Source organism: Paraburkholderia phenoliruptrix (genome assembly GCF_902859825.1).
GTDB classification, from domain to species: Bacteria; Pseudomonadota; Gammaproteobacteria; order Burkholderiales; family Burkholderiaceae; genus Paraburkholderia; species Paraburkholderia phenoliruptrix.
Window position 1 is genome coordinate 20,511 of the sequence record NZ_CADIKB010000017.1, and the last position, 25,664, is coordinate 46,174.

Consider the following 25,664-nt stretch of genomic DNA (forward strand, 5'->3'; position numbering starts at 1 on the left):
ACATGCCCCATCACACTCTGCCCAGACAGAGACCGGATTGCAACTACGCCTTCAAGAGGCATCAGTCAGTTAATGCTTGCCGTTTTCCGGCGATGAATCGTCAAGTCCGGCATCGGACGGTCCGGCCCCGGCGCACAAACCGCAGCCTGCGTTGGAGCCGGCGTCGATCCCGTTGGCAATGAAACGGCCAAGCAGATCGATCAGCGTCGCGAGGTCGGCGGCCGAAAAGCCGCGCAACTGCTCGTTCAGCACGGCGGCGCCGATGCCGGGCAACTGCCGCGCCGCGTCCTGCCCTTGCTGGGTCAGCTCCAGTTTCACCATCCGGCGGTCCGCATCGCTGCGCGTGCGCAGCAAAAAGCCTTTCTTTTCAAGGCGATCCAGCAGACGGGTCATCGACCCGCTGTCGTATGACATGACGCGCGACAGCTCGAACGGCGTGTTCGCGCGCCCGGCGGCGAGCATCAGGATCACGCCGATCTGCTGCGCCGTCAGCCCGAGCGGTTTAACGGCCCGGTCAGTACGCTCGACCAGCACGTTGCGCGCTTTCGACAGGTAATAGCCGAGACTCGTATCGAGCCGGATTTCGTCGGCTTTGTAAGGACCGTCAGTCATCTTGAATTCATGGACAGGGCAGCAGGCCGGAGTGGCAGGCGCGCGATCCGCCGAAAAACAACACCGCGGCCGTGCATCGCGCACAGTATCTTGAAATTTACTTGCATAGTCAATATTATATTAAGCAACGAGTTACGCGATCCGCGCCACCCGAGACTATGTTCTGACCGCTTTTTTATCGCGCCGCCAAGTCGGCGCGACCTAAGGATGTTCCGCCCATGCTGTACCTGAAAAACACCCTCGGCGGCCTCAGCCGCTCTCTGACCGATTCCGCTTTGCACAGCTTCCAGGGTCCGCATCGCTGGTGGAAGCTCGCGTTGTTTGCCGTGCTGTTCGTGCTGCCCGGCGGATCGGTGGGGGTCGCGGTACTGGCGTGGTTCGAGCATCGCCGGGGGCGCAAGGGCGCGAAGGGGGCATCCTTGGAAATCGCTGCCGCGCCCGTGCGCGCGGCAAGCGCTGCTGCTGCTCCGGCGCACGGTGCAGCGAACGCCTGCCAGTCGCGCGGTGAAGCACCGTGCCGGGCCGCGGCCGGCAAACTGGCGCGCAAGGCGACTTCCGCGGAATCGCGCGGCTGAATTGGCGGCAGGCATGAGCGGCCAGGGCGGTTTTGAACCACCGCCCGGTAACAGCACGTAACCTTCGCGACGTCGTCGGTAACACACCTTCTTCGCTGCCCGCATTAACCTTTCTGTTTCCCGCGCCCAGCCGGCTCATACGCTAACATGCCGGCACACGTACAGGCCGGCGCCGTCACTGGCGGCACGTGGCGTCCAGAAGGAAACAATGCATGCAGTCTGACCGAATCCCGTCCGCGCGGACATGTGCGCCTCGCGTCCTGACTCTCGCGGTAGCAGTGGCCGTTGCCGGTCTCGTCGCCGCATGCGCGGTCGGCCCCGACTACAAGCGCCCGGACGCCGGGATTCCCGCGTCCTACAAGGAAGCCGCCCCCGGCTGGAAAGTCGCGCAACCGGCGGACCAGCAGGACCGCGGCGCGTGGTGGACCCTCTACCAGGACCCGCAGCTCGACGCACTGGAACAGAAGCTGAACGCCGCCAACCAGACCATCGCGCAATATGCCGCCGCCTACCGGCAGGCGCGCGCGCTGGTGGGCGAGGCGCGCGCGGCCTACTTTCCGACTGTCGGCGCGTCGGCGGGCGCCACGCGCTCGGGCAACGGTGCTTCGTCGAGCGCAAGTTCCACCACGGCCAGCCGCTCGGGCGTCTACAACAGCTACAACCTGCAACTCGACGCCACCTGGGAACCCGACCTGTGGGGCTCGGTCGGCCGCTCGGTCAACGCGCAGAAGGCCGGCCAGCAAAGCGCCGCCGCCGATCTCGCCAACGCGCGTCTGTCGGCGCAGGCCACGCTCGCGCAAACCTACTTCTCGCTGCGCGCGCTCGACGCCAACCAGAAACTGCTCGACGAGACCGTCGCCGCCTATCAGCGCTCGCTGCAACTCACGCAGAACCAGTACGCCGCGGGCGTGGCCGCGCGCTCGGACGTGATCCAGGCGCAGACGCAGCTGCAATCGGCGCAGGCGTCCGCGATCGACAACGGCGTGCAGCGCGCCCAGGACGAGCATGCCATTGCGGTGCTCGTCGGCGAACCGGCCTCCAGCTTTTCCCTTCCGCCCATGCCGCTCACCGCGACGCCGCCCGCCGTGCCCGCGCAGATGCCGTCGGCGCTGCTCGAACGGCGGCCCGACATCGCGTCGGCGGAACGCAAGGCGGCAGCGGCGAACGAGCAGATCGGCATCGCCATTGCCGCGTTTTTTCCGTCGCTGACCTTGTCGGCGACCGGCGGCTTCCAGAGTTCGGTTTTCTCGCAGTTGCTGACCGTGCCGTCGCGCTTCTGGACCGTCGGGCCGCAACTCGCGGCGACCCTGTTCGACGCCGGGCTGCGCCGCGCGAAAACCGAAGCGGCTCGCGCGGCTTATGACGAGAGCGTCGCCACGTATCGTCAAACGGTGCTCACGGCGTTCCAGGACGTCGAGGACAACCTCGCGTCCCAACGCATCCTCGAACGGGAAATCGTGGTGCAGCAGCAGGCCGTGGAGTCGGCGCGCCAGGCGCTCGCCATCGTGACGAACGAATACAAGGCGGGCACAGTCGGCTTTCTCAACGTGCTGACCGCGCAAACCACTGCGTTCACGGCCGAGCAGAAGCTGCAGACCATTGCGGGGCAGCGGATGGTGTCGTCGGTCGGGCTGGTGAAGGCGCTCGGCGGCGGCTGGGACGTCTCGCAGATGAACCGCGAAACCGGCGACGTCGCGGCGCCCGCGCCTTTGCCGTCATCCGCTTCGGCGCCAGCGGCGACTCCGGTTGCACAATCCGGCGAAGCCTCGCCGCAGATGGAGGCGCAAAGCCGGTAACTCGCGGGGCGTCGCATGCGGCCCGCGCCGAAGCGTGGCCGCGGCCTTCAATGCACGAACGACAACATCACCGCGTTCGGCCCGCTCGGCCGTCCGAGCAGATTCAGCAGTCCCGCCAGATTGTCGCGCGCCTCGGGCGCGGAGCTCGCCGTTCCGTGAAACGACGTGGAAGCCGATGAGACGACGCCGCGCCCGCTCAGCATCAGCGGTCCTTTGACGGTCCGCAACTCGACTGTCGACGACGCGCCTTCCGCCTGAAACACGAGCTGATATGAACCGAGCGGCTTCACGGGCGAGACACGCGAACTCACGTCGGTCAGCGCGACAGTCAACTGGCCGAACGCCTCGCGATTGAAGCTGCGCCAGTCGGACCACGAAAGCCGCACATCGCCTTGCAGATCCAGCGTGTTAAAAGGCGCGCCGAGCCCACTCAGCAGCGAAGCCGGCACCGCAATCGTGCCGGGCGTCACATTCGCACTGCGCGGCGTCGCGTCGATGGTAATCGGGTCGGGCATCGCCTCGCTATGACGCATGGTCATGCGCACGCGGCCCGTGAAGAGCGGCCAGAACGCCGTGTGCCATTCGATCCGCCCGGGCAGCAGCGTCGCGGCGCTCATGTCCGAACCGGCGGCCAGCATCAGCGTGGCGGAACCGTGCCAGAGCGACCCTGCCGGGTTGACGAGGTTCACGTGTCCGCCGCTTTGCCGGGCGAATTGCGGCGTGATCCACGCGGCCGGCAACATCGCGAGCATCACGGCCAGGCTGGAGAAAACGGCGACCAGCAGCCAGGGCAGCGCGGCGCGCAGGCGCCGCATCCAGTAAGTCATGCGAGATCCCGTGGCAGCGCGCTCATTTGGCCGTGGATGGCTGCAGCGATGCCGTCAGATCCACCTGGCCGTCTTCCTTCAGCGCGGTCACATGCGCTTCCGCGACCTGCACCTTGAACTGGCGGCGCACGTCGTCGACCCAGGCCGTCCACGCGGGAAACGACGCGTTTTTCATCTGCACCTGCACCGCGTTGCCGATCACCTGGACCTGCGTGGCCGCGAGACCGTGGTCGGCCAGCGACGCGGAGAGCGCGTCCTTCAGCGCGCCGCCCGTCGGCGCCACGCCCTGAGCCGCCGCGGCAAGCTGGCGCGCTTCGTTGGCTTGCGCCGTCATCTGCGCGAGCTGGCGCTGCAAGGTGGGCAGCGACTCACGCAGCCGCGCGCGCCCCTCCTGCGCGGGCGCCCACAGCACCGACCACGCGATCACGACCGCGAGCAGTGCGCCGCCCCACGTCAGCAGCATTTTTTCGCGGTCCGTCCGCTGCTCCCAGAAGCCGGCCCAGGTTTGAGCGAGTTGAGCTTTCATTGTCCGTTCCTGATGGTCCACTTGCCGGTATTGCTGTCGACCGCGCCATTGAGTCCGTTGCGCGCGAGGCGCTTGCCGAAATCCGGATCGAGCTTGACCTCGGGCTTGAAGGTGACGTCGAGCCGCCGGTCGTGATAGTCAAGCGCGGCGATGCCGTTGACGGGCACGGGCGGCAGTGACCGCGCGAGGCCATCGGCGAGTGAGAGGAAGTCGTCGGGCGACAGCTCGCCGGCAGCCACGCGCAACTGCTGCAATTGACGCGACATCTGATCGGGCGCATCGAGCACGACGGTCGTCTTCGGGAAGGCGTTGAGCAGCAGCTCGGTCATCTGCGTGTTGATGGCGTCGCGCTGGCGCGAAAGCATCAGCCACTGCACATTGGCACCGACAATCGCGACCAGCAGCGCGCCGACCGCGAGCAGCACCGGCAGGCGCAGGCGGCGCAGCGTCGCGCGATCGAGCCGCCACGGCTGCGACGCGAACTCGAACTGGCACAGATCGAAGCGGCACGCGAGCGCGCGGCGCGCGAGCTGCTCGAACGGCAAGGGACTCGCGCCGTGCACATGGGCGGCCAGCCGCGCGGGGCTGCTCGCACCGAGGCTCGGCTCGTTGCCCGGCACCTCGGTCAGCATGTGGAGCGAGACCGGCGCGGCGCCGGCGAGGGCAGCGAGCGTCGCGTTCACCGCGCTCGCGGGCACGGCCAGCCCTTCGCCTTGCGCGCCGCGCGCAATCGCCAGTTCGACGCGCGGCGGGCCGCTTTGCGCCGCGCCTTCCAGCAGCATGGCCGGCGCCGTTTGCACGACCGCGCCGAGCACGGCCGCCACCATCGGCACGACTTCCGATGCGGCGTCGGCAGATGCACTGGGCGCGCCTGGCTTCGGCGGCGCCTCGCGCAGGGAAGCGCCCGCGCCCGCCAGCGCCGGCTCGGGCGCGTTCGCCGTCTGTGTCGCTTCTTCGGCCACCTGGACCGGCGCGGACAGCGGCGCCTCCGGCAGGCAGCGCGTGACCGGCACCGCGCGCAGGCTGCGGTGACCCGCTGCGGAAAACGCCTCGCAGATGAAACGGAACCATCCCCGGTCGATGATCGCGAGGATCTGCCGTCCGCCCGCGGCCGGTTGCGGATCGACGGCGATGTGGCAGGTTTGCGGGTCCTGGATGAGCTGATCCTCGACGATGTTCGGCAACGCCTGGCGCAGCTTCGGCCCGCGCAGCGGCGGCAGCGTGGCGGGCATCATCAGCAGGTCGCGCGCGGCGACCATCAGCACCGTCGACGTGGCGCGCGGCAGCAGCGCGAGCGCCGAGCGCCCGGCCCGCTGCGTGCGTCCCGACTTGTCGAGCAGCACGAACGGCAAGTCCGGCAGTTGCCATTCCTGCGACGGCACCGCCGGATCACGCGGCGGCAATAAGACGATCAGCGTGCTCAAAGGCCACTCTCTCTGGGAAAGGCGTTGTTCATAGTTGGTCTTGCACCCGCACGATACGCGTAGTGTGAGTCAAAGCGTCGCGATAGACGAGAGTCGTGCGATCCACCTCGGCGCGCTCGTGCTGCACGCGGCCGTGAATCAGGAAGTAATTGGTGTTGACGTCGAACTGGTTGGGATCGATCGACACCTGCTGCACGCCCGCGCCGCGCAACGCGAGCTGCACGTCGCCGACGTTATGAAAAAACACCGTCTGCCGGCGCGCGACGAACGCCTGCGCCGAAGACAGGCTCATGCCCGGCACGACCGCCGCAATCACCTCGGCGGAGGCCGTGTTCATGTTGACCGCCGTCACCGTGGGCAGCACGGTAACAAAGGGCCGCAGGCGCGCGACCATCTCCGGCGTGTAGCCGGGAATGTCGAGCAGCGAATCCACGCTCGTCATTTGCAGCGGCGCGTGGGCGGCGCTGTCCTCGCTGTCTTCTATGCCGGGTTTGTCGGTGAAGCCGCCGCCCGTTGCGCCACCCATCGCACCACTCTGGATAGCCGGCGTGGAGGTCGTGCCGGACGTGGACGTCACCGTCTGAAACCGCGTGGCCGATTGCATCAGGCTCGCGCGCACCTGCACCGCCGTGTTCTTCGCGAGCTGGCTGTTCACGCCGAGCGAGACGAGGAGTCGCTGATACGCGCCGATCTGCTCCGCGTCGAGCTGCATGACGCCGGGCGCCGGGCTCGCCACCAGGTTGCGCAAATTGAACTTCGCCTGGGCGTCCTCGATCGACCCCGACAGGTAGGTCGCCGCGCCTTGCTGCGCGCGCACCTCGCCGATCTGGCCGAGGAAGTCGGAGAGCCGCGTCTTCGCGATCGGCACGCCCCACACGCCGCCGAGATACGTGATGCCCGCCGACGTATCGCCTTCCGAGCGAAGAATCAGGCGCGTCCAGTCGAGCGCACCGCGCGCGACCCATTGCGCCTGCGCGAGCAGACGCTGGTTCTCGATCCGGCGAACCTGGACTTGCTGACGCCACAGCATGCCGGAGACGAGGATCGCCGACAGCGCGACCACGAGCAATGCGCTGATGATGGCCGCGCCGCGCTGCCGTGACCGCTGTTGCAGCGGTTGCGCCGGCTGCGGCCGTTGCGCCGGTCCTGGCCGTTGCGGCTGTCGCGCTCGCTTCCCGCAACTGCGCGCCGCGCCGCGCGGGCCGCGTTGCGCGCGCAGCGCCGGAGCCGGAGCGGGAGCCGCAGCCTGAGCCGAAGCCGCATAGCCAGCATGGAAGGAGAACCTCATCTCATTCTCCAATCAGAAAAACGCGCGTGATGGGCCGCGCGAGCGACTTCGCACCCACGCTCACTTCCAGCCCGGTCACCGAACGCGGCAGGGGCGAGTTGCCGAGCTGCGGCACCTTCAGGTTGTTGTCGGCCTCGGTGATCGCGCCTTGCACGTCCTTCATCTGCGTGGTCCAGCCGACGCGTGGCACGTACAGGCGCGCCGAAATCGCGCCGACGCCGCCCATCAGCGGGACGGCCGACCAGCCTTCGCCTTCTCCGCCGCGCGAGGCCGCGCGCAGATCGCCGATATTGGCCAGCGGCGGCGACGCATAGCGGACCACGCGGCCCTCGGTAACGCGGTAGCGCACCACCTGCAATCGCGGCGCCGAACCCGGCAGGTGCATCTGCCGTACGATCTGCAAGGCGTCCCCCGCGAGCGAGACGGCGGGCTGGCCGGATTCGTCGTCGGAGGCAGCCTGACGCGCGTCGATGCGCATCTGGTCGAACAGCTGGGCGAAGACACGCTCGTCTTCCATCGCGTTCGTGATGGTCTGCCGCCCGCGGATGATCTGGTCAAGCCCACGCCACGACAGCACGGCAATCACCGCCATGATCGCAATCGCGACCAGCAGCTCGATGAGCGTGAAGCCGCGGGCGCCACGGCGGCTCAAGCGGCTCAAGCGACTCCGGCGGCTTGCGTGGCCGACGTGGCTGAGGCCGCGCTCAGAGCGAACGGTTTGTTTCATTCGCGACCACCGTGACCATCTGGGCGAGATTGCCGGAGCGTCCGGGCATCGTCACCTTCACTTCCACGCGACGGAACACCGGATTGGGCGTCGCCGTCACCTGCTCGGTACAGATCAGCTGCAAATTGCCCTGCGAACAGTCGAAGCTGATCGAGCCGACATTCGGCCACGCATGCGTGAGACGCAACTGCGCAAGCGTGTTGTCGGCGCTCCAGCCGGCTAACAGCCGCCGGTGAAGGTCGGCCTCGCCGCTCGCGAGCCCGCCGACCGCGCGCAGCGACGCGGCCAGCGCGACCGCGATGATGGCAAGCGCGACCAGCACTTCGATCATCGTGAAACCGCGTTCGCGGTGCGCGGCGCCGCGCGCCGCCGTGCTGCTGCGACGACGCATGTCAATGCACCTCGTAGCGGCCATTGCCGGTGCCGACGATCGTCGCGCGGCCCACGGCGGAAAAGAGCGTGACGCGCACGGGCACGTCGATGGCCTCGGTGCCGAACACCACACGGCTCGCCTGCGAGCTCGAACCCGGATAGTCGATCGTCACGCCGGTCACGCCGCCTTCCCACTGGCGCGGCTTGAGCAGGTCGTCGCGCAGCGGACGCCAGCCGTCTTCCGTGCGCATGTCGAAACGAAAGCCGCCGTCGAGCGGCTGCCACGCGATGGGGTGCGCGCGCACCTGCGCCTCGTCGCCGGCCGATTCGAACAGCAGCGCAAGACGCTGCGCCTCTTCGTTCAGGTCGGTGCGCGGATTGCGCGTCATCGTCAACGCCGTGAGGGAAACCAGCAGGCCGGCAATCACCAGCACCACCATCATTTCGAGCAGTGTGAAGCCCGTCTGATGCTGGCGTCTCGCGCCTGCACTCGGGCTTGCAATCGGGCTTGCGTTCGGGCTTGCCATGTCGCCGGCCTTGCCGCGGCCTCCGTCAGCCACGCGCACAAGCGCCTGCGCCGCGCGCAGCGGCGAATGAATCACGACACGCGTGTTGCCGGCGTCTATTGCCACGAGCCCACATCGGCGTCATTACCTTCGCCGCCCGCCTTGCCGTCCGCGCCGTAGCTGAACACGTCGATCTCGCCGTGCACGCCCGGGTTCAGATACTGATAGCTGTTGCCCCACGGATCGTTCGGCAGACGCTCCAGATAGCCGCCGTCCTTCCAGTTGTTCGGCACGGGATCTGTCGCGGGCTTTTCGATCAATGCGCGCAGGCCTTGCTCCTGCGTCGGATAACGGCCGTTGTCCAGACGATAAAGCTTGAGCGCCTGCATCACCGTGCCGATGTCCTGCTTGGCGGCCACGCGCCGCGCTTCGTCGGGACGACTCATGATTTTCGGCACGATCAACGCGGCCAGAATGCCGAGAATCGCGATCACGACCATGATTTCGATCAGCGTGAAGCCGCGTTGACGACGGCTGCGCAGACCCGCGATTGCTGTGCGGCGAGTGGTCGACAGTTGCATAGCTTGCTACCTCTTTCAGATAAATTTTTGACTGCGGGCGTTAGCGTCCAGCAGTTTCGATGCCATTGAACACGCCCGGCCGGTCATTTTAATGTCATGCAGTTGAAGGGTTTCAACGCAACGCAATTTTCACAATAGTCCGTACAATGATGCGCATGAACGCCCTCCAAATCCGCCTTTTGTCGCTCGCGCTGTTCGCCGTTTTTTGCGCGACGCTGACCTACTGGGTCATCACGCTCACCACGATGTCCGGCGCGCCTCTGCCGGCAGCCGCCGCGCACCCGCAGGTCTCGACCGAGCAGGCGGCCACGCTGTTCGGCGGGCAGCTCACGCGCACGGTCAACCAGGACGTACATCTGTTCGGCATTCTCGCGCTGCGCGAAGGCGCCGCGGCCATTGTCAGCGTGGGCGGCGAGCCGCCGCATGCCGTGTCGCTCGGCAGCACGCTGATGCAAGGCGCGAAGCTCTCCGAAGTACGCGCCCGCTCTATCGTGATCGACCGCAACGGCGCGCATTCCGAAATATTTCTGCCGGCCAACGCAGCGGGCCCGACCATCTACGTTCGCTAAAGCGCGGCCGGCCCGGCCGCACCCTGCAGGTCACTGCACCAGGTTGTTCAACTCGATGATCGGCAGCATCACCGCCAGCACGATCACCAGCACCACGCCGCCCATTGCCAGAATCAGAAGCGGCTCCAGCAGACTCGTCAGGAACATCGTGCGGCGCTCGAGCTCGCGCGCTTCGCCTTCGGCGGCACGGTCGAGCATCGTGGTGACGTCGCCCGTCGCTTCGCCCGAACGGATCAGGTGAACCAGCACCGGCGGAAACGTCTTCGTATTGCCAAGCGCGCGTGACAGCGACGTGCCTTCGCGCACGCGCACGATGGCGTCATCGATATTGCCGCGCATCGCCGTGTTGCTGAGCGTTTCGGCGGCGGCTTGCAGCGCGCGCAGAATCGGCACGCCGGCCGCCGTCAGAATGCCGAGCGTGCTCGCGAACCGCACGGTGTTGTAGCCGCGCACGAGCTTGCCGAGAAGCGGCGCGGTGAGCAGCCACCGGTCGAACGCGAGGCGCGGACCGGCTTGCCGCAGCGTGGAGCGCACCACATAGAACAGCACCGCGACGGCGATCAGCACGGCCCACCACCAGTTCCGCACGAAGCCCGAGAGCGCCATCATCATGATGGTGAGAAAGGGTAGTTGCTGCTTCGTGCTCGCGAACACGTTGACCACCTGCGGCACCACGTAGCTGAGCAGAAACGTGACGATACCGAACGCAATGATCGTGACGATGGTCGGGTAGGTGAACGCAAGCACGATCTTCTGCTTGAGCGCGTTGCGTTGCTCGATATAGTCAGCGAGCCGCGAGAGCACGAGGCCGAGTTTGCCGGTGTGTTCGCCCGCCGCAACCAGCGCGCGGTAAATCTCGGGGAAATCTTTCGGATGCTGCGAGAGCGCATTCGCGAGCGAATGGCCGCCGAGCACTTCGGCGCGGATCGCCGCCATCAATTCGCGGATGTAGTCGCGCTCCGATTGCTCGGTGAGCACGGCGAGCGCTTCGTCGAGCGGCAGGCCGGCAATCAGCAGACTCGCGAGTTGCCGCGTGAGAATGGCCTGCTCGCGCTGCGACAGCCGCCGCCCCAACGAAAGCCGCTGATTGCGCTCACCGCGCGTGCGAGTGGCCGCCGGTTCGACGACGAGCGGCGTGAGCCCTTGCGAACGCAGATTGGTCCGCGCGCCGCGCGCGCTGTCCGCGTCGAGCACGCCTTTTTGCGCCTTGCCCGCCGCGTCGATCGCCTCAAAACGGAATGCCGGCATACGCTTACGCTCCGCCCGTCACGCGAATCACTTCTTCGAGCGACGTGAGTCCCGAGGCGAGCCAGCGCTCCGCGTCCTCGCGCAGCGTGTGCATGCCTTGTGCGCGGCCGGCGGCGAGAATGTCGGCGTCCGATGCATTGCGGTGAATCAGCGAGCGGATGTCGTCGTCGATGAGAAGCAGTTCGTAAACGCCGCGCCGGCCCGCATAGCCCGACTGGCCGCACTTGTCGCAGCCGACCGGATGCCAATGGACGCGACCGTCTTCCTCGACGCGCTGTTCGCGGCACACCGGACACAAGCGCCGCACGAGCCGCTGCGCCAGCACGCCCAATAACGACGACGCCAGCAGATACGGCTCGACGCCCATGTCGGTCAGACGCGTGACGGCGGAGGCGGCGTCGTTGGTATGCAGCGTGGCCAGCACGAGGTGGCCGGTCAGCGAAGCCTGCACGGCGATCTGCGCGGTTTCCAGATCGCGGATTTCGCCGATCATGATGACGTCGGGGTCCTGCCGCAGAATGGAGCGCAGCGCACGCGCGAAGGTCATGCCGATCCGCTCGTTGACCTGCGTCTGGCCGATGCCCGACAGGTCGTATTCGATCGGATCTTCCACCGTCATGATGTTGGTGGTCGCCGTCTCGAGCCGCGACATCGACGCATACAGCGTGGTGGTCTTGCCCGAGCCGGTCGGGCCGGTCACGAGTACGATGCCGTGCGGCCGGCCGATCAGCTTGTCGAACTTGCCGAGCGTGTCCGGGCCCATGCCGAGCGCCTCGAGGTTCAGGCGCGTGGCGTCTTTTTCCAGCAGACGCAGCACCGCGCGCTCGCCGTGGCCGGTGGGCAGCGTCGAGACCCGCACGTCGACCGGACGCCCGCCCACGCGCAGCGTGATGCGGCCGTCCTGCGGCAGGCGTTTTTCGGCGATATCCAGCTGCGCCATGATCTTGATCCGCGAAATCAGCGCGCCGTGCAGCGCTTTTTTCGGGCGCACGACGTCGCGCAGCGTGCCGTCGACGCGAAAGCGCACCACCGACGCGTTCTCGAACGGTTCGATATGAATGTCCGATGCCTGTTCGCGCGCGGCCTGCGTGAGAAGCGCATTGATCATGCGGATGATCGGCGCGTCGTCTTCCGATTCCAGCAGGTCTTCCACTTCGGGAATGTCCTGCATCAGGCGCGACAGATCGACTTCACCTTCCACCTCGCCGACCACCTGCGCCGCGCTGCCGTCCTGGCGCGCGTAGGCCTGGTTGATCGCCTGCGCGAGTTCGTCCGCGGGCAGGCGCACCACCGAGACCGCGCCGAAATTGCGCGCGACTTCCGCGAGCGCGGCTTCGCTCGTGCGCTCGCTGATCCACACCTCGAGGCTGTCCGCGTGCTGATGCGCGACGAGAATCTGGCCGCTGCGCGCGAAGCCGTACGGCACGAGCCGCGCGGCGACGGCCGACGGCGCCGCGCGTTCCGCCTGCCCGATCACGTCCGCGGATGAAAGACCGGCGGCCGGCGCTCCGGCCCGCGACGATGCCGGCGACGTTGACGCTGACGGCGGCATGGACGGCGTATTCACGGCTTCACTCCTGGTGATGCGGTGGACGGCGCGACCGGCACCGGATTGCTTTGCACGGCGCCGCCGTTCACGGCAGGCGCCGGCTGCACGGTGGCCGGCGCGGTGCTCGGCGCCGCGCTGGACTGCGGCGTGGACAGACGCGGCTGGACCTGCGGCGGCTGCATCTGCTGACGGCGCATCTGATCGAGATCGAACAGATTGAGCGTCGAACCGCCCTGGCTCGGGCCCACCGGCTTCGGCGGAACCACCGGGTCGTCGTTGTCCTTCATCAGGTTGTTGTCCTGACGGTACGCGCCCTGCACACCTTGAATATAGTCGTAGCGATTCGACGTGACAGCCTGCGCCGTATCGCGATCGCTGATGATCACCGGACGCAGGAACACCATCAGATTCGTCTTGTTGCGATTCTTTTGCTCCGAGCGGAACAGCTGGCCGATCCACGGGATGTCGCCAAGCAGCGGCACCTTGCTGTTGCTGACCTGATAGTTGTCCTGCATCAGGCCGCCGAGCACGATGATTTCGCCGTTGTCGGCGAGCACCGTCGACTGGATCGAGCGCTTCGTGAACTGCGGGCCGGCCGGGTTGGTCGCCGCGTTGGTGGTGCCGTTCACGATGGCCGAGTCTTCCGTGTACAGCTGCAGCTTGAGAATGCCGCCGTCGGTGATCTGCGGTTTGACGTGCAGCGTGAGGCCCACGTCGACGCGGTCATACGTATTGAATGCCGAGCTGGCGTTACCGCTCGTCAGGTTCGAGTACGAACCGGTCTGGATAGGCACGTTTGTACCGACAACGATCTTCGCTTCCTCGTTGTCGAGCGTAATCAGGTTAGGCGTGGACAGCACGTTGGCGTCCGCCGTCTGCGAGAGTGCCTGCAGCAGCGCGCCGAGACCTTGCACGCCGAAAATATTGTGAATCCAGCCGATGTTCAGGCCCTGCTGGATACCCTGCGTGCCGAGCGCCGTGGCAAGACCGCCCGTCGTGCCCGCCGCCGCGGCCGCTGCCGTCAGGTTGATGATGCTGTTGCTCGAACCGGTCGCGAGGTTGGTGCCGGCAAAAACCGAATTGTTCGCCACCTGCCATTGAATGCCGAGATTGCCGCTCGTGTTCGAATTCAGCTCGACGATCAACGCCTCGATATAGACCTGAGCACGACGCGCGTCGAGCTGGTCGATTACCGCGCGCAGATTGCGGTACACCGGCTCGGACGCGGTGATGATCAACGAGTTGGTCGCGGCGTCCGCCTGGATCATGCCGCCCGGCTGATTCTCGTCGTTCTTGTCCTTGTCGTTGCCGAGGAAACCGCCGGACTGACTGGCATTGTTCGCGCCGTAGCCACCGCCGCCGGACCCGCCCATCGGCGAGGACATGGAACTCGTGTTCAGGCCGCCCGACGGCAGCGGCGGCGTGCCGGCCGTGCCTGTCGAATTGTTGCCGCCGATCCCGCCGCCGCTGTTCTGGTTGAACGAGTTGGCCTCGTTGCCGCCGGTCGCGGAGCCGCTTTCGCCGCCTTTGCCGAGCATGCCGCGCAAGGTCTTCGCGAGCTTGGTCGCCTCGGCATTGCGCAGCGGCACGACGTGCATGTTGCCCGGCATGGTGGTCGGCGCGTCGAGTTCGCGCGCGAGCGTTTTTGCCGCGGCAAGACGCGCGGCGTTCGAGGCGCGAATCAGCAGCGAATTGGTGCGCGGATCGGCGGTGATCGACACTTTGAGCGTCGCATCCGTGCTGCCGATCGCGCCGGGGTCGAGCATCTTGTTCAGCTGCGCGGCAATGTCGAGCGCGTTGGCATTCTTCAGTTGTACGACCGACACCGACTGACCCGCCGCCGTGTCCACCCCGGCGATGATCTGCGCGATGCGCCGCACGTTGTCCGCGTAGTCCGTCACGACGATCGTATTGTTGGCCGGATAAGCGGCCACGGTGTTGTTCGGCGAAATGAGCGGACGCAGCACCGGCAACAGGTTATTCGCCGATTCGTTCTTCAGCACGAACACCTGCGTGACCACCTGGTCGCCGCGCGCGGTCGGCGCATTGCCGACGTAGGTGGGCACGCCCTGCAGTTTGGCGTCCGCCTCGGGCACGACTTTCAGTACGCCGTGATCCTGGACGAGGGCGAAGCCCTGCATGCGCAGCGCCGATTGCAACGTCTTCAGCGCCTGGTCCTCGGGCACCGCGTTTTCCGACACCAGATTCAACTGACCTTTGACCCGCGGGTCGACAATGATTGTCTTGCCGGTCGCCGCGCCGATCGCCTTCGCGACCTGGTCGATATCGGCGTTGACGAAGTTGAGTGTCACCTGTGCGTGTGCGGTCTGCGCGGTGATCAGTCCAGCCAGCAGCAACGCCGTTGCGACGCGACGCAAAGCCATACGATTTCTTCTCATGGAATGTAATGTCGATGCCGGCAGCGCGAGCCGCCGGCGGTCATGCAGCACGGACAGGGAAGCAGACCGCCAGTCTGTCGGTCTGCCGGCGGGCCAGGTGGGCGAACCCGCCCTAAAATGCTGGCCATCCGATGTCCGAAAAGAAGGAACAGTAACAGTTTTTCATGTCGGATTTGTCACAAATGGAAAGGCCGAGTGAGTTTTCGCGAGGGATCACGCCCGCTCGAGGACCCTTGAAAGGCAAAGCCTCACTGGTTGAAAGCCGCAAGAAAACCCTATGTTTTCGCGCGCTTAGGTCTCGCTCCGTTCCCGCTTATGTCTCGCCTATTGTCTCGCTTATGTCTGTTAGCCAACTTGACGGGTCTCGACCTGCCGGTATCATACGAGCCGTTCGAGCCGCCGGTTCGCCCTCGCGAGCACGGGTTTTCCCGTAGACCCCGCCAATGTCCCGGCCAGATTGCGCGTGCCGGCTTGAATCGGCTGAACAATGACTGATAGCAGGCCTTACTATCCCTTACCCTTGCGGTTTGCCAAGTCGTCTTGACCGATGAAACGAACCTTCGTGACCTTTCTGGCAGGAATTACCGTGTTGGCCGCAGCCGGGCCGGCACACGCCGATTGCTTCGACGAAGCCGCGAAATATCAGAAAGTGAACCCGCTGATTCTGCGCGCGATCGCGTGGCAGGAATCGCATAACCGTCCCGACGCCCAGCACAAGAACGCCAACGGTTCGACCGATTACGGCGTCATGCAGATCAACTCCGTTCATCTGCCCACGCTGGCTCAGTACGGGATCTCGCAAGGCACGCTCATGGAGCCGTGCAAGAACGTCTACATCGCCGCATGGCATCTGCGCCGGCAGATGAACAAGTACGGCAATACCTGGCAGGCGGTAGGCGCGTATCACTCGGAGACGCCCGCGTTGCGCGACAAGTACGCTCAACAGATTGCCGCGATTCTGCGCAAATGGAATCTGATGCCGGCGGCACGCTGAAGCAGTGCGTGAATTTGCCGGTTGCAACCCCCGTCCGCTTCGACTTGCCGATTTGATGCACAATGCGGCTTCGTGCTGCTGCCCGCGCTCGACCGTGATTGAACTCACGCCGCGATACGGCGCCCGGCACGCCTTCCAATTCTCCCGATCTCCCGTACTGCGATGAACCAGCCGCCATTGCCCGTCACCGTGCTCTCCGGTTTTCTGGGCGCCGGCAAGACCACGCTCCTGAACCACCTTCTCGCGAATGGCGCCGGCCTGCGAGTGGCGGCGATCGTCAACGATCTGGCCGCCGTCAACGCGGAGGCGACGCTCGCACGCAATCCGGCGGCGGGCTCGCGTCCGGACGCCGAGCTGATCGAGCTCGCGAACGGCTGCATCTGCTGCACGTTGCGCGACGATCTGCTCGCGCAGGTGCAACGGTTGGCCGCTGAAAAACGCTTCGACGCGATTCTGATCGAGTCGGCGGCTGTGGCCGAGCCCATGCAGATCGCCGAGACTTTTGCGGCCGCCGAGCTTGATGGCGACTCGCTTTGGGAAGCGGTGCGACTCGACACCATGGTCACTGTGATCGACGCGCTCAATGTCCTGCGCGACTGCGGCTCAGCAGAAGCGCTCGCCGAGCGGGGCATCGCCGCGACGGAAAATGACGACCGCACGGTGGTGGAACTGCTGATCGAGCAGATCGAATTCTGCGACGTGCTCGTCGTGAACAAGGCCGACCTCGTCAGTACCGACGAACTCATGCGCCTGCAACGCCTGCTCGCGCGGATCAACCCGCGCGCCGTGCAAGTGGTGAGCCGCTTCGGCGCCGTGCCGATCGAGCAGATCGTGAATACCCAGCGCTTTCACTTCGACGAAACCGCCGATGCGCCGGGCTGGCTGGCGTCGCTCGATCCGCAGAATCGAAGTGAAGACGAGCATGGCCACGGCCATTGCAGCGACGCGGACGAGTTCGGCATCGGCAACTTCGTGTATCGCGCGCGCCGTCCGTTTCATCCGGAGCGCCTGTGGGCGCTGCTGCATGAGGAATGGAAGGGCGTGTTGCGCAGCAAAGGCTTTTTCTGGCTTGCGACGCGCAACGACATCGCCGGTTCGCTGTCACAGGCGGGCGGCGCTTGCCGGCACGGTCCGGCGGGCATGTGGTGGGCCGCCCAGGACCGCAGCGAATGGCCGGACGACGACGACGAACTGGCCGCCGAAATCGCCGCCGACTGGTACGGCGCGCCGGACGACTCGAGCATCGGCGACCGCCGGCAGGAGCTGGTGATGATCGGCGTCGGCATCGACCCGGCGCTGTGGGCGGCGAAATTCGACGCGTGCCTCCTGACCGACGACGAATACGCGCTGGGACCGCAAGGCTGGCAAGAATTCGCCGATCCATTCCCCGCATGGGATTTCGACGAAGACGATCATGATCACGAGCACCATGGACATGGGCATAGCCACCATGATCACAACGGCCACGAACACAGCCACACTCACGGCGACACGCCGCATCGCCACGACTAGGCGGTAGCGCCGTCGGCCGGCATCGGCGGCGGCAACCGCAAAGCGCCCGGGGCCAGGTCCCCACGCGGCGCATTCGCTCGATCCCAGCAAAGAGACGAAAAAACGGGCGAAAAAAAACCCGCCGTTGGCGGGTGTCAACTGCCTGGCAGTAGTCTGCTTAGCGCTTGTTGACTGCGTCCTTAAACGCCTTGCCTGCCGTGAACTTGACGGTCTTCGCGGCCGGAATCTTGATGGTTTCGCCCGTCTTCGGGTTGCGACCCGTACGCGCTGCGCGCTTGCCCGAACCAAAGCTGCCGAAGCCGATCAACTGGACCGCGTCACCCTTCGACACAGACTTCTTGATCACTTCAAGCAACGTGTCCAGCGTTTCACCGGTTTGAGCCTTGCTGGCGCCCGTCTGTCCTGCGACGGCGTCGATCAGTTCCTGTTTGTTCATTAAGGTTCCTTTCTGAGTTTAGGTTGACACGAACAGCGCGAACGCGCCGATTATACGTGCGCGCGCCGCGCCGTCGAGCAGCTGCGGCTCCGGAGCCCCTCCGGATCGAAAGCGCCGGACAGCGAGTGTCCGTCGGCCGTGCTGCCGCTCCCTTCGCGGCGCTTGCTATGATAGCGCAGCGCAAACCCAATCAGGACAAGGGTTTCGAAGAATTACGCGGTTTTGGAACAGATACAGCAAGGAAACGGCACTTTTTGCTGATCCGGCCTCGCTGATTAGCCCGAAACCCAGTGTGGACGGGGCTTTGACGTTGGTTTTTGCCAACGCTCGGCGCGTCTTTTTCGCCGCCCGGCGAGCCGCGCGCGCTGGCGGTAACGTTGCACCCGCATTACGGGGCGTCACTTTGCGTCGCGCATGACCGATCCGCTGATCCCAGCCGTGCTCTCGTTCCGGGACAACGGCACGCCTTTTTCGCCGCTCTACGACGACATCTATCACAGCGCCGTCGGCGCGCTCGACCAGGCTCATTATGTTTTCCTGAGCGGCAACGCGCTGCCCGAACGCTGGCACGGCCGGCGCGTCTTCACCGTGCTCGAGACGGGCTTCGGCATGGGCATTAACTTTCTCGTGACGTGGGCCGCATGGCGGGCGGACCCGGCGCGTTGCGAGCGGCTTCATTTCGTATCGACGGAAAAGCATCCGTTCGCGCTCGCCGATCTGCGGCGGGCCTACGCCGCGATCCTGTCGGATCCGGCGATCGCGGCACTCGCTGACACGCTGGCGAGCGAATGGCCGATGCTCGTGCCGGGCACACATCGGCTGGAATTCGACGATGGGCGCGTCGTGCTCACGCTGGTTTTCGGCGACGCGCAGCAGAGCCTGCCGAACCTGAGGCTGCGCGCGGACGCGTTTTATCTGGATGGTTTCGCGCCCGCCAAAAATCCCGAACTGTGGACGCCCGCCGTCTTCAAGTCGCTCGCGCGGCTGGCCGGCGAGGGCGCGACTTTCGCCACTTACAGCAGCGCCGGCGACATCAAGCGCGCCCTGACGCAGGCCGGCTTCGAGTACAGAAAGGTGGACGGCTTCGGCTGGAAACGCGCGATGCTGGTCGGCCACTTTGCGCCGCGCTGGCGCGTGCGCCGCCATGAGCCGCCCGTGGCGCTCGGACCGCTCGCGCCCGGCGAACGGCACGCGGTGGTGATCGGCGCCGGCCTTGCGGGATGCGCGCTCACCGAGCGGCTCGCGGCGCGCGGCTGGCGGGTGACGTTGCTGGAGCGGCATGCGTCGGTTGCCCAGGATGCATCAGGCAATCCGGCCGGCGTCTTCCACCCGATGATCTCGCGCGACGACAGCGTCGCCTCGCGCGTCACGCGCGCGGGTTTTCTGTACGCGCTCAGGCGCTGGGCCGCATTGGAACGGCGCGGCCACGCGCCGAAGCGCGGCGGCCCTGGTCTTTTGCAGATCGCCGAAAACGAAGACGAAGCGCGCGCGATGAGCGAAGCCATCGCGGCGCTGCGCTATCCGCCCGAGTTCGTCACGCCCGTTTCCGCCGACGAGGCGCAAAAACTCGCCGGTACGCCGCTCGCGCGCGGCGGCTGGTTTTTCCCGCACGGCGGCTGGATCGACCCGGCGTCGCTCTGCGCCGCCCAGTGCGCCGCCGCCGGTGATCTGCTCGAGCGGCGCTTCGGCGTGGACGTCGCGCGCATCGAGCATTCCGGCGATCAGTGGACCGTGTTCGACACGGCGGGCGAGCCGCTCGCGCGCGCGCCGGTCGTGATTGTCGCGAGCGCTCACGAGGCCGCGCGCCTTGCCGGCTTGCGTCACGCGCCGACGCGCAGCATCCGCGGCCAGCTTACTTCGCTGCCACCGGGCGCCGCGCCGTCGCTCGCGTTGCCTGTGATCGGCGAAGGTTATGCGATACCGCTGCCCGACGGCGTCACGCTGACGGGCGCCACTTATGAGCTCGACGACGCAGAGACGTCGCTTCGTCCAGCGGGTCATCTGGAAAATATTGAGCGCGTTGCGCACATGCTGCCTGCGTTTGCGCGCTCGGCCGCTCACCTCTATCCCACGAATCACGCCGATGCCGCGGCCGTCACGGGCCGCGTCGCGTTCCGCTGTGTGACGAGCGACCGCATGCCGATGATCGGCAACATCGCCGACGAAACACTCGCCGCGCGCGACGCCGAACGGTTGCGCGGGGCATGGCCACTGGATCTGCCGCGTGCGCCGGGCCTCTACAGCGCATTCGCCTACGGTTCGCGCGGTCTCGTATGGGCTGCGCTCGGCGCGGAGCTGATCGCTTCGCAGATCGAAGGCGAGCCGTGGCCGCTCGAACGGGATCTCGCCGAAGGCATCGACCCTGCGCGGTTTCTGCTGCGCGCGTTGCGGCAGGGAAGCGTCGTCGGTTAACTCACCGCAGCGTGCGCCACGGTTATCCACCGCAAATTGTGGATAACCGCGCTGTTTACCGCTGCAACTCGTGTGGAACCGTTGTGGACGTAAACGGGGTAACTCGAACGCCGCAAAATTTCGCCAAAAGTTACCCGCGTATACGAGTCGTCGCCGCACACGCTGTGCGCGCGGTTATGAAGTCTGCAACATGCTGATTCGCTTCAGTAAACAACGGTTATCCACAGAAAAGCGGGCAGCTTGTTAACTGCTACTACGTATACATACAGTAAACGCGTAAACACCAAGGCCTGAGCCGGACTGTGCGCCACCGCACAGATCGCGCGACGCCTGAAACCCTCGTGCTAAGTGCTGTCCTGAAAAGCACACGCGAGCAGTGCACACTGCTTCGAGATCACCGGCTGCACTCGCGCAACAGCCGGGCAATGCCTGTGCGCTCGGCCGGGAAAGCGGGCGCTTTTTCCGCATCTCACGAAGATAAAGCACTTTTTTACCGTTTTGCCTGCATGTTCGTGTGTTTTCGGTCGAAGCCGAAAAAGCTATGGCACAATCGCCGTTCTTTTTCCGCGTGGTGCCTCGCCTCTAGCGGTACCCGCTGCTACGGAACGGTGCCGTTCAATCAGACTCTGATTCAACGTCGACGGCGTTCTTTCACCGTGCCGTGCCGACTGCGACGGCCGCACCCCTGAATGCGCCGGAATCCTTGCGACTGCGGCGCGTTCGAATCATCCGATCGTTGAAAATTCGCAACGCGGATCACGCGAAGCGATGTACGCCGGTGGAACGTCTCGTGCGTCCACCCGCTCGCCGGTGTTCGCGCCGGCTCACGCTGGTTCGTGTCATCTGCCGTTGCTGCAAAGGAGAACCCATAACGATGAATTCGGCGTTTTCATTTTTTCCAGCCTGGCCGCTCGCACCCGACGCCATCTTTTGGGCTGGTCTCGCCTTGCTCGCCGCGGGCTTGTGCGGCGAGCTGTGCTATCGCGCGTGGCGTTTGCCGCGTATTTCCGGCTACGCGGTCATCGGTCTGATTGCCGGCGCCGCCGGTTCGGGCGTGATCGACGCCGATTCGGCCAAGGCAGCGCGGCCGTTGCTCGACGTGGCGCTCGGCCTGCTGCTGTTCGAACTCGGTAGCCGGCTCGATCTGCGCTGGATCCGTCGTAATCCCTGGCTTGTAATGTCGAGCGTCGCCGAAGCCACACTCACTTTCGCGCTGGTCTTGCCGGTGCTGCTGTTCCTGAACGTGCCGCTGATGGTCGCAACGGTGCTCGCCGCCATTGCCATGGCGACTTCGCCGGCCATGGTGATCCAGCTCAAGACCGAGCTTCGCGCGGAAGGGCAGGTCACGCAGCGTCTTTTGACGCTTACCGCCTTGAACAGCATGTATGCGGTCGTGATCGAAAAGCTCGTGTCGAGCTGGCTGCATCAGGAAGCGTACGGCAACGTGTTCGCAACGATTCTCCAGCCGCTTTATCTGCTGGTCGGCTCGCTCGTGCTCGCGTATCTGCTCGCGCGCACCTGCACCTTCTTTTACCGGCGGCTCAACATGCAGGACGAGCATTCGTTCGTCGCCCTCTTCGGCCTCGTTTTGCTGGCCATTGCGGTGGCGCATCTGTTCAAGCTGTCGACGATTCTCGCGCTGCTGGCGGCCGGCATCATCGTGAAGAATCACGAAGCGCGGCCGCAGCTGTGGCCTCAGCACTTCGGCACCGCCGGCTGGCTGCTCACCGTGATTCTGTTCGTGCTCACGCTGACATCGTTCGAATGGAAAGACATTGCGCTCGGCGGCGTCGCGGCGCTGGGCCTGATTGTTGCGCGTCTGGTCGCAAAGCTCGTCGGCGTGCTCGCGTTTGCGAAGCCGAGCGGGCTGAACTGGAAGCAGGGCATGGCGCTCGGTTTGTCGCTCTCGCCCATGTCGGCGCTGGCTTATCTGCTCGTCGACGACACCTACAACCTGTATCCGAATTTCGATCCGCAACTGCGGGCCATCGTCATGTGTTCGATCGTCGTGCTGCAGATTCTCGGGCCGTGGCTCGTTTATCGCAGCCTCGCGCTGGTTGCCGAACGGCGCGAAGAGTAGGCGCTTGGCGATTCAAATCGCGCGTTATTCAGGTTATTCGCTTCACATAACGGCCGGGCTTCCGACAACCGCCCGGCCGACCTCACTCAAGGGGACGCCATGTCACTCGAACCCTTCATCGATTCGAAGCCGTTCACTTTCGGTGTCGAACTCGAGATGCAGATCGTCAATACGCATGACTATGATCTGACCAAAGCCGGCTCGGATCTGCTGCGCCTCGTCAAGGATCAGAAGATCCCCGGCAATATCACGCCGGAAATTACCGAGAGCATGATCGAACTCTCTACGGGCATCTGCACGAATCACGAGCAGGCGCTTGCCGATCTACGCAAGATTCGCGACACGCTCGTTTCGGCAGCGGATCATCTGAATGTCGGCTTGTGCGGCGGCGGCACGCACGCGTTCCAGCAATGGAGCGAGCGGCAGATCGTGGATACGCCGCGTTTCCAGTATCTTTCCGAGCTATACGGCTATCTCGCCAAGCAGTTCACGGTGTTCGGCCAACACGTGCACATCGGCTGCCCGGATGCTGACAGCGCGCTATTCCTTTTGCATTCGATGTCGCGCTTTATCCCGCATTTCATTGCGTTGTCCGCATCGTCTCCGTTCGTGCAGGGCGTGGACACCGGTTTTCATTCGGCACGCCTGAATTCCGTGTTTGCCTTTCCGTTGTCGGGCCGCGCGCCGTTCGTGCTGACGTGGGACAGTTTCGAGGAATATTTCTCGAAAATGGTCCACACGGGCGTGGTCAACAGCATGAAAGACTTCTACTGGGACATCCGGCCGAAGCCGGGTTTCGGCACCATCGAAGTCCGCGTCATGGACACGCCGCTTTCCGTGGATCGCGCCGCGGCCATTGCGTGCTACATCCAGACGCTCGCGCGGCATCTGCTGCTCGACAAGCCGGTCACGCCGCATGAAGACGATTACCTCGTCTACACGTTCAACCGCTTCGAGGCCTGCCGCTTCGGTCTTGCCGGCACCTGCATCAATCCGCAGACGGGCGAACGCAAGACCATTTCGGAAGATATCCTCGAAACGCTCGACCGGATCGCGCCGCACGGCGACGCGCTGGGTTCGGGCCATGCGCTTGCCGAAATCGGCGCGATTGCACGCGGCCAGATCAACGATGCAACGTGGCTAAGAGGCGTCGTCGAAAAGGAAAAATCGCTGCACGAAGTGGTGCGGCAGCAGTGCCTGAAGTGGCGAGCCTGACCGATCGGGCGTCTTTGCTTGTGTTCAACCGTAACAAACCCGCCACGCGCGGGTTTTTTTTCGTCATTAAAATTTCCAGTTCGGTGCCCTTAAGGTTTTTCAAATATGTACGTATACAAACGTAGTAGTAGTTAACAAGCAGCGCCGCAGGCTGCGGACAACTGAATAATTCCCTGCAAAGTCAAGGCGCTGCGTAAACCATAAGTGGACCGGTGAGCAGTGGGCGGGCGGCGCTCGGCGAGGACAACTTAAGGACTGGTAAGTGTGGTACGGATGCTTATCAAGAATCGGCGCACATGTCTTCCCCGATGTTGTCCCACGGTTATCCACAGATTACATTGGATAACTTAGCTGTACGATTCGCCGCTCTCGCATAGAATGTCGTCTTAACTGCTTTGGCTTGCAAGGCGGTGAATTTTTGAGATAGTTGAGACCGTCTCGTCCTGTTTTGGGCGGGGCTACCCCACACAGGCTACGGGCGTTCCCGGCGAGCAATCGGCCGGCACCGCACAAAAGCTGTAAATAAACCAATCGAAGATTATGAGCGAAGGCGTATACGGAGAACAGGCAACCGGGCGAGTCACCCACAGCCTCTTGCGACTCAGCACGGCAATGCGAAGCCAGGCTTGGGAATGGGCCGAAGGCGCGGGGCTCACGCCCACGCAGGGCGAAATCCTGGTTCTGTTGATGCAGCGAAAGGGCCCGATGCGGCTTGGGGAAATCGCGCGCGAAACGGCACTGACCGCGGCGACCACCAGCGACGCTGTCAGCACGCTGGAAACCAAGGGGCTGGTCGAAAAACGCCGCGCGCTCGATGACGGCCGCGCGCTCGCCGTGCGCCTCACCGCTCGTGGCCGTACAGCTGCGAAGCGCGCCGCGCAATGGCCGGACTTCCTTGCGAAGGCAGTTGGCACCTTGCGCGACGACGAGCAGGCCATGTTCTACCGAACGCTGCTCAAGACGGTTTATCAACTGGAAGCGCAGGGCACGATTCCGCCGCACCGCATGTGCCTGAGCTGCACGCATTTCGAGCCGAGCAAGAATCCGAAGAAGGCGCCGCATCACTGCAAGCTGCTCGATCTGAATATGGCAGATACCGACCTGCGTCTGGATTGCGCGGTGCATGAAACCGCGGATGTCGCCAACCAGAAGAAGACCTGGAAGATCTTCGCCCAGTAAGGCGGCTGCTCACCGGGCAATCCGCTACACTGCAACCGGCAGCGGCAGACGGCACACGCCGTCTGCCGGCCTTTCCGGCGCCGCGTAGCGGCAGTCTGCAGTCAACCTGAAGGTGACCGGCTGATGAATCAGGAAGTTCTGGCCATTCGCCACGTGCACTTCGAGGATCTGGGCAGTCTCGAGCTGGTGCTCGGCGAACGCGGGCGCCCAGTCCGTTATCTCGACGTCGGCTTTGCCCGCATCGAGGCGCCAAACCCCGTCACGCCGTCGTTGATGGTCGTGCTCGGCGGCCCGATCAGCGCGACCGACGACGCGCTTTATCCCACGCTCGTGCCGCTGCTTTCGATGATCGAAAAGCGCATCGAAGCAGGGCTTCCTACACTCGGCATCTGTCTCGGCGCGCAACTGATCGCGCGGGCGCTCGGCGCGCGGGTGTATCCGGCGGGCCAGACGGAACTCGGCTGGGAGCCGCTCAGGCTCACCGATGCCGGTCGTTCGTCGCCGGTGCGTCATCTGGATGGCGCGCATACGTCCATGCTGCATTGGCATGGCGACACCTTCGATCTTCCCGCCAACGCGACGCGCCTCGCCTCCACGCGTGCATGCGAGAACCAGGCTTTCACATGGGGCCGCCATGTGCTCGCGCTGCAATGTCATCCGGAGATCCGCACAGATCGCTTCGAGCCATGGCTGATCGGCAATGCGGGCGAGCTCGTCGGTCATGGAATCGACGCGCGTCAACTGCGCGCCGAGACCGCGCAATTCGGTCCGGCTCTGGAGGCCGCGGCTTGCCGCATGTTCGGCGAATGGCTGGATCAGGTCGAAGCGAAACCCTGA

At 65.0% G+C, this 25,664-nt stretch carries 23 protein-coding genes; 10 read left to right on the top strand and 13 right to left on the bottom strand.

From position 1 onward, the window contains the following. Positions 1-69 precede the first annotated feature (69 nt). Positions 70-612: a MarR family winged helix-turn-helix transcriptional regulator gene (locus HV711_RS17915; protein WP_035480371.1), complete on the bottom strand. Its 543-nt coding sequence runs from the start codon at positions 610-612 to the stop codon at positions 70-72. A gap of 218 nt (positions 613-830) precedes the next feature. Between HV711_RS17915 and HV711_RS17920 the strand changes: the two genes are divergently transcribed. Both HV711_RS17920 and HV711_RS17925 read left to right on the top strand, forming a co-directional pair. Then, entirely contained in the window at positions 831-1,187 is a 357-nt protein-coding gene (locus tag HV711_RS17920) for a hypothetical protein (RefSeq protein WP_035480373.1), read from the top strand. A 212-nt stretch (positions 1,188-1,399) separates the two neighbouring features. Continuing rightward, positions 1,400-2,983, top strand: coding sequence for an efflux transporter outer membrane subunit (locus HV711_RS17925; RefSeq protein ID WP_035480374.1), 1,584 nt, complete (start codon positions 1,400-1,402; stop codon positions 2,981-2,983). A gap of 47 nt (positions 2,984-3,030) precedes the next feature. Here the strand turns inward: HV711_RS17925 and HV711_RS17930 are convergent, their stop codons facing one another. From HV711_RS17930 to gspG, 8 genes are read right to left on the bottom strand one after another with little or no spacing between them, the layout of a single operon-like run. Beyond that, positions 3,031-3,810, bottom strand: a complete 780-nt coding sequence (locus HV711_RS17930; protein WP_013590098.1) for a type II secretion system protein N — start codon at positions 3,808-3,810, stop codon at positions 3,031-3,033. A 22-nt stretch (positions 3,811-3,832) separates the two neighbouring features. Beyond that, on the bottom strand, positions 3,833-4,336 hold the full coding sequence (locus tag HV711_RS17935; protein ID WP_013590097.1) for a type II secretion system protein M: 504 nt from the start codon (positions 4,334-4,336) through the stop codon (positions 3,833-3,835). Continuing rightward, the gene (gspL, locus tag HV711_RS17940) at positions 4,333-5,760 is read right to left on the bottom strand and encodes a type II secretion system protein GspL (protein ID WP_035480375.1); all 1,428 of its coding nucleotides are present in this window, start codon (positions 5,758-5,760) and stop codon (positions 4,333-4,335) included. The genes HV711_RS17935 and gspL overlap by 4 nt, the downstream gene beginning before the upstream one ends. Positions 5,761-5,788: 28 nt before the next feature. Further along, complete coding sequence (gene gspK, locus HV711_RS17945; protein WP_244142699.1) at positions 5,789-7,048, bottom strand: type II secretion system minor pseudopilin GspK; 1,260 nt, start codon at positions 7,046-7,048, stop codon at positions 5,789-5,791. Between the two features lies 1 nt (position 7,049). Then, the gene (locus HV711_RS17950) at positions 7,050-7,775 is read right to left on the bottom strand and encodes a prepilin-type N-terminal cleavage/methylation domain-containing protein (protein ID WP_035480376.1); all 726 of its coding nucleotides are present in this window, start codon (positions 7,773-7,775) and stop codon (positions 7,050-7,052) included. Then, the gene (gene gspI, locus HV711_RS17955) at positions 7,753-8,166 is read right to left on the bottom strand and encodes a type II secretion system minor pseudopilin GspI (RefSeq protein WP_015004114.1); all 414 of its coding nucleotides are present in this window, start codon (positions 8,164-8,166) and stop codon (positions 7,753-7,755) included. The genes HV711_RS17950 and gspI overlap by 23 nt, the downstream gene beginning before the upstream one ends. 1 nt (position 8,167) lies before the next feature. Then, positions 8,168-8,779, bottom strand: a complete 612-nt coding sequence (locus HV711_RS17960) for a GspH/FimT family pseudopilin (protein WP_082201450.1) — start codon at positions 8,777-8,779, stop codon at positions 8,168-8,170. Beyond that, positions 8,770-9,234, bottom strand: a complete 465-nt coding sequence (gene gspG, locus HV711_RS17965; RefSeq protein WP_013340976.1) for a type II secretion system major pseudopilin GspG — start codon at positions 9,232-9,234, stop codon at positions 8,770-8,772. Before gspG ends, HV711_RS17960 begins: the two co-directional genes overlap by 10 nt. A gap of 155 nt (positions 9,235-9,389) precedes the next feature. Between gspG and HV711_RS17970 the strand changes: the two genes are divergently transcribed. After that, positions 9,390-9,803 (top strand): type II secretion system protein N, encoded by a 414-nt coding sequence (locus HV711_RS17970; RefSeq protein ID WP_028362220.1) that lies wholly within the window; start codon positions 9,390-9,392, stop codon positions 9,801-9,803. Between the two features lie 30 nt (positions 9,804-9,833). On the opposite strand, the gene gspF is transcribed toward HV711_RS17970, so the two are convergent. The 3 genes from gspF to gspD are packed head-to-tail and all read right to left on the bottom strand — an operon-like array spanning position 9,834 to position 14,984. Then, the gene (gspF, locus tag HV711_RS17975) at positions 9,834-11,051 is read right to left on the bottom strand and encodes a type II secretion system inner membrane protein GspF (RefSeq protein WP_013590090.1); all 1,218 of its coding nucleotides are present in this window, start codon (positions 11,049-11,051) and stop codon (positions 9,834-9,836) included. A 4-nt stretch (positions 11,052-11,055) separates the two neighbouring features. Then, the gene (gene gspE / locus HV711_RS17980; RefSeq protein WP_035480377.1) at positions 11,056-12,618 is read right to left on the bottom strand and encodes a type II secretion system ATPase GspE; all 1,563 of its coding nucleotides are present in this window, start codon (positions 12,616-12,618) and stop codon (positions 11,056-11,058) included. Then, positions 12,615-14,984, bottom strand: coding sequence for a type II secretion system secretin GspD (gene gspD, locus HV711_RS17985; protein WP_035480378.1), 2,370 nt, complete (start codon positions 14,982-14,984; stop codon positions 12,615-12,617). Before gspD ends, gspE begins: the two co-directional genes overlap by 4 nt. Positions 14,985-15,546: 562 nt before the next feature. On the opposite strand from gspD, the gene HV711_RS17990 reads away from it, so the two are divergent. Next, positions 15,547-15,993, top strand: coding sequence for a lytic transglycosylase domain-containing protein (locus HV711_RS17990; RefSeq protein WP_013590087.1), 447 nt, complete (start codon positions 15,547-15,549; stop codon positions 15,991-15,993). 162 nt (positions 15,994-16,155) lie between these two features. Beyond that, positions 16,156-17,505, top strand: coding sequence for a GTP-binding protein (locus HV711_RS17995; RefSeq protein ID WP_035480380.1), 1,350 nt, complete (start codon positions 16,156-16,158; stop codon positions 17,503-17,505). Between the two features lie 157 nt (positions 17,506-17,662). Here HV711_RS17995 and HV711_RS18000 read toward each other — a convergent pair whose 3' ends face one another. Continuing rightward, positions 17,663-17,941 carry an HU family DNA-binding protein gene (locus HV711_RS18000; protein WP_006050811.1) on the bottom strand — a complete coding sequence of 93 codons (279 nt, stop codon included), beginning with the start codon at positions 17,939-17,941 and terminating at the stop codon, positions 17,663-17,665. 414 nt (positions 17,942-18,355) lie between these two features. On the opposite strand from HV711_RS18000, the gene mnmC reads away from it, so the two are divergent. The 5 genes from mnmC to HV711_RS18025 all read left to right on the top strand — a co-directional run bounded on the left by mnmC (position 18,356) and on the right by HV711_RS18025 (position 25,664). Next, positions 18,356-20,353, top strand: a complete 1,998-nt coding sequence (gene mnmC / locus HV711_RS18005) for a bifunctional tRNA (5-methylaminomethyl-2-thiouridine)(34)-methyltransferase MnmC2/FAD-dependent 5-carboxymethylaminomethyl-2-thiouridine(34) oxidoreductase MnmC1 (protein ID WP_035480382.1) — start codon at positions 18,356-18,358, stop codon at positions 20,351-20,353. 874 nt (positions 20,354-21,227) lie between these two features. Further along, the gene (locus HV711_RS18010) at positions 21,228-22,433 is read left to right on the top strand and encodes a cation:proton antiporter (protein WP_013590084.1); all 1,206 of its coding nucleotides are present in this window, start codon (positions 21,228-21,230) and stop codon (positions 22,431-22,433) included. 99 nt (positions 22,434-22,532) lie between these two features. Beyond that, the gene (locus tag HV711_RS18015) at positions 22,533-23,648 is read left to right on the top strand and encodes a YbdK family carboxylate-amine ligase (protein ID WP_013590083.1); all 1,116 of its coding nucleotides are present in this window, start codon (positions 22,533-22,535) and stop codon (positions 23,646-23,648) included. A gap of 540 nt (positions 23,649-24,188) precedes the next feature. Then, positions 24,189-24,827: a MarR family winged helix-turn-helix transcriptional regulator gene (locus tag HV711_RS18020; protein WP_035480383.1), complete on the top strand. Its 639-nt coding sequence runs from the start codon at positions 24,189-24,191 to the stop codon at positions 24,825-24,827. A gap of 123 nt (positions 24,828-24,950) precedes the next feature. Further along, positions 24,951-25,664 carry a glutamine amidotransferase gene (locus HV711_RS18025; protein ID WP_035480384.1) on the top strand — a complete coding sequence of 238 codons (714 nt, stop codon included), beginning with the start codon at positions 24,951-24,953 and terminating at the stop codon, positions 25,662-25,664.

Bases quoted from the DNA above. Each gene is read 5' to 3' on its own strand.
- HV711_RS17915 (WP_035480371.1), bottom strand. From the start codon at position 612: ATGACTGACGGTCCTTACAAAGCCGACGAAATCCGGCTCGATACGAGT.
- HV711_RS17920 (WP_035480373.1), top strand. From the start codon at position 831: ATGCTGTACCTGAAAAACACCCTCGGCGGCCTCAGCCGCTCTCTGACC.
- HV711_RS17925 (WP_035480374.1), top strand. From the start codon at position 1,400: ATGCAGTCTGACCGAATCCCGTCCGCGCGGACATGTGCGCCTCGCGTC.
- HV711_RS17930 (WP_013590098.1), bottom strand. From the start codon at position 3,810: ATGACTTACTGGATGCGGCGCCTGCGCGCCGCGCTGCCCTGGCTGCTG.
- HV711_RS17935 (WP_013590097.1), bottom strand. From the start codon at position 4,336: ATGAAAGCTCAACTCGCTCAAACCTGGGCCGGCTTCTGGGAGCAGCGG.
- gspK (WP_244142699.1), bottom strand. From the start codon at position 7,048: ATGAGGTTCTCCTTCCATGCTGGCTATGCGGCTTCGGCTCAGGCTGCG.
- HV711_RS17950 (WP_035480376.1), bottom strand. From the start codon at position 7,775: ATGAAACAAACCGTTCGCTCTGAGCGCGGCCTCAGCCACGTCGGCCAC.
- gspI (WP_015004114.1), bottom strand. From the start codon at position 8,166: ATGCGTCGTCGCAGCAGCACGGCGGCGCGCGGCGCCGCGCACCGCGAA.
- gspG (WP_013340976.1), bottom strand. From the start codon at position 9,234: ATGCAACTGTCGACCACTCGCCGCACAGCAATCGCGGGTCTGCGCAGC.
- HV711_RS17970 (WP_028362220.1), top strand. From the start codon at position 9,390: ATGAACGCCCTCCAAATCCGCCTTTTGTCGCTCGCGCTGTTCGCCGTT.
- gspF (WP_013590090.1), bottom strand. From the start codon at position 11,051: ATGCCGGCATTCCGTTTTGAGGCGATCGACGCGGCGGGCAAGGCGCAA.
- gspD (WP_035480378.1), bottom strand. From the start codon at position 14,984: ATGGCTTTGCGTCGCGTCGCAACGGCGTTGCTGCTGGCTGGACTGATC.
- HV711_RS17990 (WP_013590087.1), top strand. From the start codon at position 15,547: ATGAAACGAACCTTCGTGACCTTTCTGGCAGGAATTACCGTGTTGGCC.
- HV711_RS17995 (WP_035480380.1), top strand. From the start codon at position 16,156: ATGAACCAGCCGCCATTGCCCGTCACCGTGCTCTCCGGTTTTCTGGGC.
- HV711_RS18000 (WP_006050811.1), bottom strand. From the start codon at position 17,941: ATGAACAAACAGGAACTGATCGACGCCGTCGCAGGACAGACGGGCGCC.
- mnmC (WP_035480382.1), top strand. From the start codon at position 18,356: ATGACCGATCCGCTGATCCCAGCCGTGCTCTCGTTCCGGGACAACGGC.
- HV711_RS18010 (WP_013590084.1), top strand. From the start codon at position 21,228: ATGAATTCGGCGTTTTCATTTTTTCCAGCCTGGCCGCTCGCACCCGAC.
- HV711_RS18015 (WP_013590083.1), top strand. From the start codon at position 22,533: ATGTCACTCGAACCCTTCATCGATTCGAAGCCGTTCACTTTCGGTGTC.
- HV711_RS18020 (WP_035480383.1), top strand. From the start codon at position 24,189: ATGAGCGAAGGCGTATACGGAGAACAGGCAACCGGGCGAGTCACCCAC.
- HV711_RS18025 (WP_035480384.1), top strand. From the start codon at position 24,951: ATGAATCAGGAAGTTCTGGCCATTCGCCACGTGCACTTCGAGGATCTG.